Annotated in this window: 11 protein-coding genes; 3 read left to right on the top strand and 8 right to left on the bottom strand. The window is 62.4% G+C overall.

What is annotated here, in order from left to right; genetic code table 11:
- Nucleotides 1-108 precede the first annotated feature (108 nt).
- Together AB6803_RS11825 and scpA are read left to right on the top strand one after the other, a co-directional pair.
- A complete protein-coding gene (locus AB6803_RS11825) occupies nucleotides 109-1,452 on the top strand; it encodes a methylmalonyl-CoA mutase family protein (RefSeq protein ID WP_371109068.1) in 1,344 nt (447 codons plus the stop codon).
- Nucleotides 1,449-3,581: a methylmalonyl-CoA mutase gene (gene scpA, locus AB6803_RS11820; RefSeq protein ID WP_371109067.1), complete on the top strand. Its 2,133-nt coding sequence runs from the start codon at nucleotides 1,449-1,451 to the stop codon at nucleotides 3,579-3,581. Before AB6803_RS11825 ends, scpA begins: the two co-directional genes overlap by 4 nt.
- A 15-nt stretch (nucleotides 3,582-3,596) precedes the next feature.
- On the opposite strand, the gene AB6803_RS11815 is transcribed toward scpA, so the two are convergent.
- The 5 genes from AB6803_RS11815 to AB6803_RS11795 form a co-directional block, all read right to left on the bottom strand.
- The gene (locus tag AB6803_RS11815) at nucleotides 3,597-4,028 is read right to left on the bottom strand and encodes a hypothetical protein (RefSeq protein WP_371109066.1); all 432 of its coding nucleotides are present in this window, start codon (nucleotides 4,026-4,028) and stop codon (nucleotides 3,597-3,599) included.
- Nucleotides 4,029-4,188: 160 nt separating this feature from the next.
- Nucleotides 4,189-5,202 carry an alpha/beta hydrolase family protein gene (locus AB6803_RS11810; RefSeq protein WP_371109065.1) on the bottom strand — a complete coding sequence of 338 codons (1,014 nt, stop codon included), beginning with the start codon at nucleotides 5,200-5,202 and terminating at the stop codon, nucleotides 4,189-4,191.
- Nucleotides 5,203-5,292: 90 nt separating this feature from the next.
- The gene (locus AB6803_RS11805; RefSeq protein WP_371109064.1) at nucleotides 5,293-6,930 is read right to left on the bottom strand and encodes a cisplatin damage response ATP-dependent DNA ligase; all 1,638 of its coding nucleotides are present in this window, start codon (nucleotides 6,928-6,930) and stop codon (nucleotides 5,293-5,295) included.
- Nucleotides 6,930-7,940, bottom strand: coding sequence for a ligase-associated DNA damage response exonuclease (locus AB6803_RS11800; RefSeq protein WP_371109063.1), 1,011 nt, complete (start codon nucleotides 7,938-7,940; stop codon nucleotides 6,930-6,932). The genes AB6803_RS11805 and AB6803_RS11800 overlap by 1 nt, the downstream gene beginning before the upstream one ends.
- A gap of 28 nt (nucleotides 7,941-7,968) precedes the next feature.
- The gene (locus AB6803_RS11795; protein ID WP_371109062.1) at nucleotides 7,969-8,739 is read right to left on the bottom strand and encodes a carbon-nitrogen hydrolase family protein; all 771 of its coding nucleotides are present in this window, start codon (nucleotides 8,737-8,739) and stop codon (nucleotides 7,969-7,971) included.
- 177 nt (nucleotides 8,740-8,916) lie between these two features.
- Here AB6803_RS11795 and AB6803_RS11790 point away from each other — a divergent pair, with 177 nt between their 5' ends.
- The gene (locus AB6803_RS11790) at nucleotides 8,917-10,290 is read left to right on the top strand and encodes a TIGR03808 family TAT-translocated repetitive protein (RefSeq protein ID WP_371109061.1); all 1,374 of its coding nucleotides are present in this window, start codon (nucleotides 8,917-8,919) and stop codon (nucleotides 10,288-10,290) included.
- A gap of 3 nt (nucleotides 10,291-10,293) precedes the next feature.
- Here AB6803_RS11790 and AB6803_RS11785 read toward each other — a convergent pair whose 3' ends face one another.
- The 3 genes from AB6803_RS11785 to AB6803_RS11775 are packed head-to-tail and all read right to left on the bottom strand — an operon-like array spanning nucleotide 10,294 to nucleotide 13,927.
- Nucleotides 10,294-11,076, bottom strand: coding sequence for a crotonase/enoyl-CoA hydratase family protein (locus AB6803_RS11785; RefSeq protein WP_371109060.1), 783 nt, complete (start codon nucleotides 11,074-11,076; stop codon nucleotides 10,294-10,296).
- Entirely contained in the window at nucleotides 11,073-11,942 is an 870-nt protein-coding gene (locus AB6803_RS11780) for a hydroxymethylglutaryl-CoA lyase (RefSeq protein WP_371109059.1), read from the bottom strand. Before AB6803_RS11780 ends, AB6803_RS11785 begins: the two co-directional genes overlap by 4 nt.
- Nucleotides 11,939-13,927, bottom strand: a complete 1,989-nt coding sequence (locus tag AB6803_RS11775; RefSeq protein WP_371109058.1) for an acetyl-CoA carboxylase biotin carboxylase subunit — start codon at nucleotides 13,925-13,927, stop codon at nucleotides 11,939-11,941. The genes AB6803_RS11780 and AB6803_RS11775 overlap by 4 nt, the downstream gene beginning before the upstream one ends.

The raw sequence follows: 13,927 nt of genomic DNA, 5'->3' as shown, positions 1-13,927 counted from the left end.
CGGCTGGCGCGAAGCTGGCGTCGGACGCAAAGATATTGCGCCAGGAGATCAAACTCCTGTTTTCCCTAGCCTTAGCTTGGGTTAGACCTGAGCCTGACGGAGGATGGCATGAATATCGACAGTCTCGACCCGAACCTTTTTGCACCGGCAAGCCGAGACGCCTGGCTCAAATTGGTGAACCGGGCGCTGAAGGGAGCGGATTTTGAGGAAGCGCTGCTATCGCGCACCGATGACGGCATCGCAATCCAACCGCTCTACGCCCGCCGCCTCGACGCCACTCCACTGCCGCGCCGCCGGATCGATACGCCCTGGACGATCAGCCAGCGCATGGACGACCCGGACATCGATCGCGCTTTCACGCAACTCGACGCGGATCTCGCCAACGGCGCCGACGGTATCCACCTCCTGTCGAAAACCAGCCCATCGGCCTTTGGTATCGGCATAGACGCAGAGGCGGACAGGCTCGCAGCGAAACTGGCAGCCGCGCTTTCGGGCAAGGATATCTCGCTGCGCCTTGATGGCTTTTCCCCGGCCCTTGCCGAGGCGCTTGCCGGTTCCTCCAAGCTTGCAGGCCTTCATGCGGGTCTCGACATGTTCACGCCGAGCCAGGCAACCAGCGAGCTGACAGACAGCTTCAAGCGCCTGTCTGATGCCGGAGGCTCCGGCACGATCCTCAATGCCGACGGCCGCGCCATCGACAATGCCGGCGGCACGGAAGCGCAGGAACTGGCCGTTGTTGCCGCCTCTCTCGTCGCGCATTTGCGACTGCTGGAACAGGCAGGCTTGGCACCGGAAGCGATCCTGAATGCCACAAGTCTTTGTCTTTCGGCCGATCAAAACCAGTTCGTCACCATGGCGAAGGCTCGCGCCGCGCGGATGCTGTTTGCGCGGATCGCTGAAGCCTGCGGCGTTTCCAATCCGCCGACGGCTCATCTCTTCATGGAAACGAGCTACCGCATGCTGACCCGGCTCGATCCGGAAACCAACATCCTGCGCAACACCATCGCCGTCTTCGCTGCAGGCACGGGCGGAGTCGATGAGATTTCGGTGCTGCCGCATACGCTCACCCACGGCATTCCGGACCCGCTGGCGCGGCGGCTGGCGCGCAACACCCAGACCGTCCTGATCGCCGAAAGCCACCTCGATCACGTTATCGATCCGGCAGCGGGTGCGGGCGGCATCGAAGCGCTGACGGAGGCACTGGCGGAAAAAGCCTGGGAGATCTTTGTCGGCATCGAACGTGACGGCGGGTTAGCGAAGAATATAGCCAGCGGCCGGTTGGCGGCGATGGTGACGGAGGCGCGTGCAAGCCGCGTGGCAAAGCCGATCGTGGGGACGACATTGTTTGCGATGAAGACGGAGCGGCCGGTTGTGGTTTTGGGAGCGCTTGGGACTGTTACGGCCGGCATGGGATTGAGGCCGGTGCGGCTGGATGAAGAGGCGCCCCTATGACCACCGTCCCCGACTTCACCACTATCCCCTGGACGAAGCCCAAGACCAAGACGTCGAAAACCGACGCCCCCTCGTGGCAAACCCCGGAAGGCATCGCCGTCAAGCGCGTCTACGGCACCGCCGATCTTGCCGGCCTGAACTTTCTCGACACCTATCCCGGTGCCGCCCCCTTCCTGCGCGGCCCATACCCGACCATGTATGTCCAGCAGCCCTGGACCATCCGGCAATATGCCGGTTTCTCCACCGCCGAGGAATCGAACGCCTTCTACCGCCGCAATCTCGCGGCCGGCCAGAAAGGCCTCTCCGTCGCCTTCGATCTCGCCACCCATCGCGGCTATGACAGCGATCATCCGCGCGTGGCGGGCGATGTCGGCATGGCGGGCGTGGCGATCGATTCCATCCTCGATATGCGCCAGCTCTTCGATGCCATCCCGCTTGATGAGATGAGTGTGTCGATGACCATGAACGGCGCGGTACTGCCGGTCATGGCGCTCTATATCGTCGCGGCGGAGGAACAGGGCGTTTCCGAGGACAAGTTGTCGGGCACGATCCAGAACGACATCCTCAAGGAGTTCATGGTTCGCAACACCTATATCTATCCGCCGCAGCCCTCGATGCGGATCGTCTCCGACATCTTCAGCTATACCAGCCAGCGTATGCCGAAATTCAATTCGATCTCGATTTCCGGCTACCATATGCAGGAGGCCGGCGCGACCGCCGATCTGGAGCTAGCCTATACGATCGCCGACGGCATCGAATATGCCCGCGCCGGCGTTGCCGCCGGCCTTGATATCGACAGTTTCGCGCCACGCCTCTCCTTCTTCTGGGCAGTCGGCATGAACTTCTTCATGGAAGTGGCCAAGATGCGCGCGGCGCGGCTGATCTGGGCGGCACTGATGCAGAAGAATTTTGCGCCGAAGGACCAGAAATCGTTGGCGCTGCGCACCCATAGCCAGACCTCAGGTTGGTCGCTAACGGCGCAGGACCCGATGAATAACATCATCCGCACCATGGTCGAGGCCATGGCGGCGACGCAGGGCCATACGCAATCCCTGCACACCAACTCCTTCGACGAGGCGCTGGCACTGCCGACCGACCACTCGGCCCGCATCGCCCGCAACACGCAGATCATGCTGCAAAAAGAATCCGGCACGACCGATATCATCGACCCCTGGGGCGGCTCGGCCTATGTCGAGCGGTTGACGCATGACCTGGCCGCACGTGCCCTCACCCATATCGAAGAGGTCGAGGCGCTCGGTGGCATGGCGAAGGCGATCGAAAAGGGCATTCCGAAGCTCCGCATCGAAGAGGCGGCCGCCCGCACGCAGGCGCGCATCGACAGTGGCCACCAGACCCTCGTCGGCATCAATTTCTCACGGCCGGAACAGGACATCGAAGTCGACGTGCTGAAGGTGGACAATTCCGAAGTCCGCGCCCGGCAGCTTTCGAAACTGCAGCAATTGAAGGGCACCCGCGAAACGGCGGCAGTGGAGAGCGCTTTGGATACGCTGACGGATGCCGCCCGTAACGGCACCGGCAACCTGCTCGATTTCGCAGTCAAGGCGGCGCGCGCAAGGGCAACGGTCGGCGAGATCTCGCTGGCGCTGGAAAAGGCCTATGGAAGGCATGTCGCCGAGATCAAAACCATCTCCGGCGTCTACCGCAAGGAAGTCGGCGACACCGATCCCGTCTTCAACAAGGCCATCGCCAAGGTCGAGACCTTCCGCAAGGCGCGCGGCGAAAAACCCCGCATTCTCGTCGCCAAGATGGGCCAGGACGGCCATGACCGCGGCCAGAAGGTGATCGCCACGGCTTTTGCCGATCTCGGCTTCGATGTCGTCGTCGGCGCGATGTTCCAGACGCCGGAGGAAGTGGCCGACGTCGCCGTGCGCGAAGGGGTCGACATCATCGGCGCCTCGTCGCTCGCCGCCGGCCATCTGACGCTGGTCCCGGAGCTGAAGGAAGCGCTCGCCCGCCGTCATGCCGGCCGCGTCCTCATCGCCGTCGGCGGCGTCATTCCGCCGCAGGATTTCGCCGCGCTGGAAGCCGCCGGCGCCGACGCAATCTTCCCGCCGGGAACGGTGATCGCGCAGGCCGCCGTCGCGCTGATCGATCGGCTGATGAAATAGGCATCGACGCCGCGACTACGGTGCAGCGTGTTCGAACCGTTCATGCAGGGTTTGCTGCGTCTTGACGGCACGGCGACGGATCATCAGAAAGCGGCCGGCGAAGATGCGTGCCGGATCCTCATGCGGAATGTGCCAATGTCCCTCGATTTCACAGCCATCCAGACTTAGGTGTCCTTCATAGTGGACGCTGTGTGACAGGCCACCGCCGTCGTAGAGCTTGACGAAGGTCACAAGATCCTCGGTCCGCTTGCCCTCGACCGAGGCGTTAGCCTTGACGCCCCGATGGCCTCGGCGCTGCATGATTTCGTGAATCGAGCCGGAGAACGAACCACCGAATTCGATCAGTGTTGCGAGAAAATGGCTTTCGGGAATCTCATACTTCGCTGGATAATTATAAATCCCGTTCCAGATGCCCGTCAGGTTGAAGCTCTTATCGACCGAACCCACACGCCCTCCCATGCTTTGCCGTCACTCAAGGCGCCCCGAACCTTTCAGATGCGCCTCTCACGCTTCAAGTCTTTATTTTCGCATATCGCTGCACCATTTTGCACGACATGCGCTAGCGTCTCACGACCCTATTGGGCAGGTGAGAAAAAGCAAGGCAGCTCTACGCCGCCACACTCTTGAAAAACTGGATGCTCTGCTCGATTTCACCCGGCAGGGCCGAGGTATGGTTGCCTTGAACGGTCGCCACCTCGATCTTGACACCACCGGTAACGGCGCGCTTGGCAAGCAGGGCCGCGCGGCCATCGAAATGGCTTTCCTCCGTGCCGTGCATCACCTTCACCGGGCATTTAAAACTATGCGCATAGCAGAGCGGCGAACGCATCTGGAATTCGCGCGGGTTCTTGGCGTTGAAGCGGATATCCTCGGGATAGCGGTGGAAAAAGGCGAAGGCATCGGGATTGCCGGAGATTGGCGCAGCAGCCCGAAAGCGCTTGGTCGACATCGCCGTCAGCATCGCCAGCGTGCCGCCGACGCTGTGGCCGGCAAGGAACAGGCGATGCGGGTCGACGCCGGGAAGATGACGCAGACGATCGGAGGCGGCGAGCACGTCTGCCACTTCATCATAGAAGCCGGAGAAATTACCCTTCTGGCCATTCTCCCCGCGCATCGACGGGATCATGACGACATAGCCGGCCTCAATATAGGCTTTCGCCAGCAGCCAATGGCCCTGGCCGATGGCGTTGCCGCCATGCAGGAACAGCACCGCCGGTCTCGGCTTCGGCGTGCGCTCGTAGCGCGACACCCAGGCGACCAGCTCAAGCTCGCCGCCGAGCCCGCTGCGATAAAAGATCTGATCGGCACCAGAAGGTGCGACCAGCGGCTCGTATTTGTCGGGCGCCGGCCCCTTGCTTAGAAGATCGGTGCGAAACTTGTGGCGTTCCTTGGCATAGTCACCCGCCAGTAGCGGTGGATCGGCCGGGGCTTCGGCCGTCTTGGCGACCGGAGCCTTGGGGTCTACGATCTTAGGATCTGCAACCTTGGCATCTGCCGCCTTTGTCTCCAGGACCTGGGTGTCAGTCGCTCTAGCGATGTTGGGGGCCAGGAGAGTTGCGGCGAGACCCGCAAGAACGATGCGACGGTCGGGGCGAAATGCTTTTTCTTCAGACGATGTCATATGCTCTGTCCAAATATGCCCGGCACGTCGATATCTGCACCGGTTGAAAGGCGAGGCCAATTCACTTTGTAGTGAGGAATCAACCCGCCCTTATTCATCAACCGCGGGAGCCTTGGCGTCAATTAGCGCCACCAAAGTTTCAAGCCGGTCCGCCTCATAGGGCGGCTTCTCCGGCCGGAGACGGGCAATGCGCGGAAAACGCATGGCGACGCCGGACTTATGCCGCGTCGAACGGTTGATCCCCTCAAAGGCGACTTCGAGGACAAAGCCGAAATCGCGGTCGGCCCGCACCGCCCGCACCGGGCCGAAACGATCGACCGTATTGTTGCGCACGAACTTGTCGAGCACTTCGAGTTCGGCATCCGTGAAGCCGAAATAGGCCTTGCCGACCGGCACCAATTGCTCGCCCTCCGGCGTCATCGACCAGACGCCAAAGGTGAAATCGGAATAATAGCTGGAACGCTTGCCATGGCCGCGCTGGGCATACATCAGCACCGCATCAACGTTGTAGGGATTGCGCTTCCATTTGAACCAAGGCCCCTTGGCACGGCCGGCGAGATAGGCGCTGTCGCGGCGCTTGATCATGACACCTTCGATGACCGGATCCGGCGGCGACGAACGCAGCTGATTCAATTCTTCCCACGAGGTAAAATCGACCAGCGGCGACAGATCGAAACGATCATGCGGCGCGGCCTCGATGACCTCCGTCAGCCGTTCACGCCGGTCGAGAAAACCGCGGGCACGTACATCCTCCTCGCCGTCGAACAGCAGATCATAGGCGCGGATGAAGGCCGGATAGTCCTCCAGCATCCCTGCCGTCACCGTCTTGCGGTTCAGCCGCTGCTGCAGATCGGAAAATGTGCGCGTCGGGCTGTTGGAGCGCACCGTGCCGCCGATCAGCAGCTCGCCGTCGACGACGCCCTCGAAGTTGATGGCGTCGACGATATCGGGGAAAGCACCGGAGATATCGTCGCCGGAGCGGGAATACAGTTTGCTCGTCGCACCCGCCCGCGAAAGCTGGACGCGGATACCGTCCCATTTCCATTCGGCGGCAAAATCCTTCGGGTCGAGGCCGTCGAGATCACCCGGTTCGACGGGATTGGCGAGCATGACGGAATGGAAGATCGCCGGCGTCGCCAGCACCGGCCGCTCGGCTTTGCCCTCCAGCCATTGGAACAGGCTTTCATAGGGCGGCTGCAACCCGTGCCACAGCGTTTCAATCTCGGTTACGTCCTTTCCGCTCAGCTCCGCCAGCGCCTGCTTGGCAAGCCGCGCCGACACGCCGATGCGCAACGCGCCGGTCGCAAGCTTCATGAAGGCGAAACGACCGGACGTGTCCAGCCGGTCCAGCAGATCGCGCACGAAGCCGCGCACCTCGGTACGGCCCAGTGCATTCATGCGGCGCACGACCTCACCGAGCCTCGGCTGCTCGCCGGGCGGACGGACAATGTCGCTTTCCTTGTCCCAGACCAGCGAGATAGTCTCGGCGAGGTCGCCGACATAGTCGTAGGAATAACGAAACAGCACCTCGTCCATGCGCTCGAGCACGAGCTCGCGCAACATGGCCGGCTTGACGTTGCGCACCTCCAACGTGCCGGCGATTGCCGCCAGCCCATAACCGCGATCGGGGTCGGGCGTATCGCGGAAATAGTCGGTCAGCAGCTTCAGCTTGCCATTGCGGCTCGGCGTCAGCACCAGGCGGTCGAGAAGATCAGCGAAAGCTTTCATCAGTCGCCCTCGTCTTCATAGCCGATCAGATGCAGCGGCTTGGCCGTGATGCCCCGCAATTCGCACCAGCGCACGAGAGCTTCCTCGCGCCCATGCGTCACCCAAACCTCTTCCGGCTTCAGCTCCGCGATCGTCTCGGTCAGTTCCGGCCAGTCGCAATGATCGGAGATCACCAGCGGCAGCTCGACGCCGAGCTGCTTGGCGCGCTGGCGCACCATCATCCAGCCGGAGGCAAAGGCCGGCAGCGGATCGTGAAACCGCCGCGCCCAGCGATCGGAAAAGGCCGATGGCGGCCCGACGACAATCGCACCCTTGAAGATCGACTGATCCCGGCTTTCCACGGTTGCCGGCAACAACTCGCCGAGCGCAATGCCCTGCCCGGCATAATAACTGCAAAGGGTCTCCAGCGCGCCGTGAATATAGATCGGCTTGTCGTAGCCGGCGTCGCGCAACAGTCGGATGACGCGCTGCGCCTTGCCGAGCGCATAGGCGCCGACCAGATGGGTACGCTCCGGGAATTGTCGGAGTGAGGCCAACAGTTTTTCCGTCTCCGCCATCGGATCAGGATGATGAAACACCGGCAGGCCGAACGTCGCCTCGGTGATGAAGACGTCGCAGGGAACCGGCACATAGGCCGCGCAGGTCGGATCCGGCCGCCGCTTGTAATCGCCGGAGACGACGATGCGCAGGCCGTCCTTCTCCACCGCGATCTGTGCGGAGCCGAGCACATGGCCAGCGGGATGGAAGCGCGCCTTCACGCCGTTGAGCGTCACCTCCTCACCGAAACCGACCGACTGCTCCGATCCGGCAAAGCCGCTGCCGTAGCGTATCCGCATGATATCCAGGGTCTGGCGGGTGGCGAGCACATGGGCATGGCCGGCGCGAGCATGATCCGAATGTCCGTGCGTGATCAACGCCCGCTCCACCGGCTGCACCGGATCGACATAGAAGCCGCCGATCGGACAGAACAGCCCTTCAGGGGCGGGATAAAGCAGTTGCTCCGGTCTCATAGGGACAAGGATAGCGCGATTTCCGTGATTATGTAGCGATCATCGATGCTTTTTGATCGAATCCGCGTTCATGGTGTCGATCGGGCAGGTCGAAGACCAGGACATCCTCGCTATAGGGCTTCGCCTTGGCAACGACGACGCCGTTCGGATCGACGATGGCGCTGCTGCCATAGCTCAACCAGCCATCCTTGTTGCTGCCGACGACATCCGAGGCCATGACCCAACATCCCGTATGCCTGGCGCATACTTGTAGGCCGGAGATGCCGGGCTTATGCCACATCTCCGCCTTGTGCGGCCGCAGCATCAGGTTGATGGGATTGCAGATGATGCCGGCTCCCTTTCTGGCAAGGCGGGATGCCGTGTAGAGATATCTGAGATCGGCGCAGATATTGATGCCGAAGCGCCAATCGGCGAGCGCCCAAATTGGAAAATCCGTCCCCGGCGTACAGCCGCTTTCCAGCGGATGCGCCTTGGCGTAGACCCCCACGATCCGGCCGGCCTTCGCGACGACTGCGCTGTTGTAAATCGCCTCCCCTCGCCGCTCGAAAAGGCCGATGATTGCTGTCGTTCTCCCCGAGACGCAGCGGCCGATCAAGGCATTCAGGGTGGGGTCATCGAGAGAGAGGGCGCGCCGCCTGGCAATGGCCTCGTTGTAGCTGTGGCCCTGAAGATAGCATTCGGGGAAAAGAGCGAGATCGATGCCTTGCGCATCCGCCCATGCCAGATCGCGCGCAACCACCTCGCCCACCTCATCGATGGCGTCGAACAATGCCAGACGTTGAAAGGCTGCGATTCGCATAACGAAGGGCTAACACGCTTCGCGAGTCGTCCACAGAGCGGCGCGATTATTTCCGCGGGCGCGCAGGGGTAAACGAAGGAATAAAGTGGAAAGCCTGTCGGTCGCTTTCGTACCAGAATGGCACAGATACGGATGGCACGTTTTCTGCTTCCGTAAGCGTTGTCTCAGGAGTTCATCATGATGCAGCGCCGCGCGTTCATCGCCTACATCACCACCTCGACTGCGGCCGGCCTGCTTGCGCCGCGTGCCTTTGCTGCGCCACTCGCCAAGATCGCCGGGGCCGAAATGCGCGGGCCGATCGACGCGATCGCCTACAAGACGACGCCAGGCACCAGCGATGTCAGGAGCGGCAAGTTGCAAGCGATGATCGACAGCGCCGCGCGGGACAACACGCCTCTTTTCCTGCCGCCCGGAAATTACAATATCTCGAACCTGACCCTGCCGGACAATACCCGCATCACCGGCGTGCCCGGTGCGTCACGGCTGGTCTATAGCGGCGACGGCCATTTGATGAGCGCCGACAAGGCCAGGCGCATCGAACTTTCCGGCCTCGTGCTGGATGGCGGTAATCGCTGGCTTGCGGACTATGCCGGCGGACTGCTGCAATTTACCGGTGTCGGCGAGGTGCTGATCGACAATTGCGAGATCGCCGGCAGCCGCAAGCATGCGCTGCAACTGGAGCGATGCGGCGGGCGGATCGAGCGCAGCCGGATATCGGGCGCTGCCGATGCCGGCCTCTATTCCGTCCAGTCGGACGGATTGACGGTAACGGATAATACAGTCGAGGATTGCGGCAATGGCGGCATCCTCATCCACCGCTGGGACAAAGGCGAGGATGGCAGCATCGTCACCGGCAACCGCATCGCCCGCATCGGCGCCAATGACGGCGGCACTGGCCAGAACGGCAACGGTATCAACATCTTTCGCGCCGGCGGAGTTCTGGTTTCCGGCAACCGCATCACCGATTGCGCCTTCACCGCTGTACGAGCCAATTCGGCATCGAACGTGCAGATAACGGGCAATCAATGCCTGCGCTCGGGCGAAACGGCGATCTTCTGCGAGTTCGAGTTCGAAGGCGCTATCGTCGGCAACAATCTGGTGGATGGTGCCGCGAACGGCATTGCGATCGCCAATTTCGACAAGGGCGGGCGGCTTGCCAGTGTGACCGGCAACATCATCCGCAACCTGTCGCTGACCGGCCCCTATCCGCAAGAGAGCGGTTTCGGCATCGGTATCTCCGCCGAAGCCGATACGCTGATTGCCTCCAACCTTATCGAGAATGCCCCGCTCTGGGGCCTGAAACTCGGCTGGGGTCCCTATCTCCGCAACCTCGTTGCCACCGGCAACATCATCCGCCAAGCGCCGGTCGGCTGTGCCGTCTCCGTGGTCGAGGGCGCCGGTTCGGCGGTGATCTCGGACAATCTGTTCCAGCAGATAGAAAAAGGCGCGATTATCGGCTTCCGTTGGGACAAGCCGGCGACGGGCGATTTGACGGTGAAGGGAAGCGAAGAGTTTCCGCAGCTGACAATCGAGAAGAACAGGCGGACCTAACCCCTACCGCCATTTCGGCTGCCGCCGCTCGAAGAAAGCCGTCAGCCCTTCCCTTGCCTCCTCGCTCTCCCACGCCTCCACCAACTGCAGGATGACACGATCAATGAGGTCTTCGGTGATCGGCATGCCGAGAGAGCGGGCCAGCGCCTTGGCGCGGGCGGCGGCCTGTGGCGAGGCGGCGAGAAAATGATGGATTTCGGATTCGACGGCATCGTCCAGCGCATCCTCGGGCACGACGCGGGAGAGCAGCCCCGCAGCATGGGCCTGCCAGGCGTCGATGATCTTGCCGGAGAGGAAGAGCGGACGAGCATTCGCCTCGCCGATGCGGGCGACGACATAGGGGCTGATGGTGGCGGGGATAATGCCGAGACGAACCTCCGTCAGCCCGAAGCGGGCGGTGGCAGCGGCAATCGTCATGTCGCAGACGCTCAAGAGCCCCATGCCGCCGCCGAAGGCATTGCCATGCACGCGGGCGAGCAGCGGCTTCGGCATTTCGTTCAGAGCCTTGAACAGCATCGCCAGCCGGCGGGCTTCGGCGATGCGCCCGGCGCGGGTGGCGTCGAACTGGGCGCGCATCCAACCGAGATCACCGCCGGCGCAGAAGCTCGCCCCTTCGCCCGTAAGGACGACAACGCGCACGCGCTCATTGCCACCGAGATCATGGGCCGCCGCCGTAAGGGCATCGATCATCTCGGCCGACAAGGCGTTGTGCTTTTCCGGACGCGCCAGGGTCAGTTGGGCAACACCGCGTTCGTCGATGGCAATGCGGATCGTTTGCGATGTCATGCGGCGCTCCTGAGGCTACGGGCGAAGCCGGCTGCGTGGGTGAGTTTCTCCTCATCGAGGCCGGTTTCGAAACCGCGCGTCGTCAGATAGTCGTGAACCGCAGCGGTATCGACATTGCCCTTGGCGCCGGGCGCGAAGGGGCATCCGCCGAGGCCGCCGGCTGCAGCGTCGAATACCCTGAGGCCGCGTTCCAGGGCGACGGCGATATTGTCCAGCGCCCGGCCCGACGTATCGTGAAAATGGCCGGCCAGCATGGCAGCCGGAAGCTCACCAAGCACGGCTTCCAGCATCCTGTTCACCGTCTCCGGCGTGCCTCTGCCGATCGTGTCTCCCAGGCTGATCTCGTAGCAGCCGAGCCCTCCCAGCAACCCGGCAACGCTGGCGGCATTCGCCGGCGGCATCATGCCTTCATAGGGGCATTCGACAACGCAACTGACATAGCCGCGCAGGGGAATACCGCGATTGCGGCACGCCTCTGCTACCGGCCGGAAACGCTCGATGCTCTCAGCGATGGAGCAGTTGATGTTGCGCATCGAGAAGCTCTCAGAGGCCGAGGCGAAGATCGCCACCTCGTCGGCGCCGGCCGCAAGCGCTTCCTCGAACCCTCGCCTGTTTGGCGTCAGCACCGCATATTTGATACCCGGCTTGCGCTTGATGCCGGCCATGACCTCGGCGGCATCGGCAAGCTGCGGCACCCATTTCGGACTGACGAAACTGGTAACCTCGATGCGCTCGAAACCGCAATCGGAGAGCAGGTCCACCAGCTTGATCTTGTCCTGCGTCTCGATCTGCCGCTCTTCGTTCTGCAAACCGTCGCGCGGCGCCATTTCGACGATGGTAACATGGTTGGGAGCACGGTCGGTCATTGCGTATCCTCCGGGCGGAGCGACAGCAGTACGGCACTTTCGCTGGTCTGGTCGCCTTCGCTGACATTCAGGCTTTCCACAACGCCATCGCGCATCGCAGCCAGTGTCAGCTCCATCTTCATAGCCTCCATGACGATGAGCGCCTGCCCCTTCGCCACCGCATCGCCTTCTCGTACCCGCACGATCTTGATGAGGCCAGGCATCGGCGCGATCAGCCGGTCGCCACCGGCGACCATTTCCGCCTCGCCATCCAGCGGGTCGGGCCGATGGAAACGATGGGTTTGGCCGTCGAGGAAAAGCGTCAGGCCATGCGGTATCCGGAAAATACTCACACTCACTTGTCGGCCATCGACCTCCAACCGGCACGTATCGCCGCTACGGTCGACAAGGCGAATACTGACAGTACGATCGTCAAAAGGCACCGAGAAGAGATCCTGGCCTTTCGCAATCACGCGGCAGTTCGTCTGGTCACTACCATGATACAGCACGACGGGCCGGCTCGCCTCACCCCAAAGCTGCCAGGCGCCAAGCGATGTCCAAGGATCAGTGCTCAAGGAGCGCGTCAGACCACCCGCCTCGACAATGGCCGCAATGACGAGGGCGACATCGTCAGGCGGCTGCACCGACGTCAGCGCCTCCACCTCGCGGTCGATCAGGCCCGTATCCGGATGGCCGGTGACGAAATCCGGCTGCTCGCTCAAGCGGATCAGGAAATCGAGATTGCTTGCCGTTCCCGCTATTTGCGTATCCCGCAGCGCTCGTGTCAGCTTGCCGAGCGCCGCCTCACGGGTTGGAGCATGAACGATGAGCTTGGCGATCAGCGGATCATAGTATGGCGTGATGCTGTCGCCCTGACGCACGCCGGCATCGATGCGGGCATCGCCCTCGGGAAACTTCAGATGCGCCAGCGTACCGGTTGCCGGCAGGAAACCACGCGACGGATCCTCGGCATAAAGCCGTGCCTCGAAAGCCCATCCGTCGATCGTCAGTTCGGCTTGCGTCTTCGGCAAAGGCTCGCCGCTCGCGACCCGTAATTGCCATTCGACCAGATCGACCCCGGCAATCGCCTCGGTAACGGGATGCTCGACCTGCAGGCGGGTGTTCATTTCCATGAAGAAGAACCGGTCCGGCGAGAGGCCTTCCGAGACATCGGCAATGAACTCGACGGTGCCGGCACCGCGATAATCGATGGCGCGGGCTGCCCGCACCGCCGCTTCGCCCATGGCGCTGCGCATCTCCATCGTCATGCCGGGTGCCGGCGCTTCCTCGATTACCTTCTGGTGCCGCCGTTGCAAGGAGCAATCGCGCTCGAAGAGATGCACGACATTGCCTTGGCTGTCGCCAAACACCTGGATCTCGATGTGACGTGGCTGGCTCAGATATTTCTCGATCAGCACGGCGTCATCGCCAAAAGCCGATTTCGCCTCGCGTCTTGCCGCCTCCAACGCTGCCGCAAATTCCTCCAGCCGGTCAACGCGGCGCATACCCTTGCCGCCGCCGCCGGCCCGCGCCTTGATTAGCACGGGAAAGCCGATCTCCGCCGCCCGCTCGGCGAGGAACGCCGTATCCTGCTTGTCGCCATGATAGCCGGGGACGACCGGCACGCCGGCCTGCTCCATCAGCGCCTTGGCCGCATCCTTGAGACCCATGGCCCGGATTGAGGCGGGCGACGGGCCGATGAAGGTCAGCCCAGCCTTCTCGACGGCCTCAGCAAAATCGGCATTTTCCGATAGAAAGCCATAGCCGGGATGGATAGCCTTGGCGCCGGATCGCTGTGCGGCAGCGATGATCCGCTCCTTCGAAAGATAGCTCTCGCTGGCAGCAGCCGTGCCGATATGGATCGCTTCATCGGCGAGCGTGACATGCAGGGCATCGATATCCGCATCAGAATAGACAGCGACTGTGCGAACACCTAAGTGCCTTGCCGTCCGGATGATCCGACAGGCGATTTCTCCGCGATTGGCGATCAATATCTTCGAGAACAT

Origin of the sequence: Rhizobium sp. RCC_161_2 (assembly GCF_041355235.1) — a bacterium.
Lineage (GTDB): Bacteria > Pseudomonadota > Alphaproteobacteria > Rhizobiales > Rhizobiaceae > Rhizobium.
The sequence above is the reverse complement of the archived record's forward strand: the minus strand, read 5'-3'. Positions and strand labels throughout refer to the sequence as shown.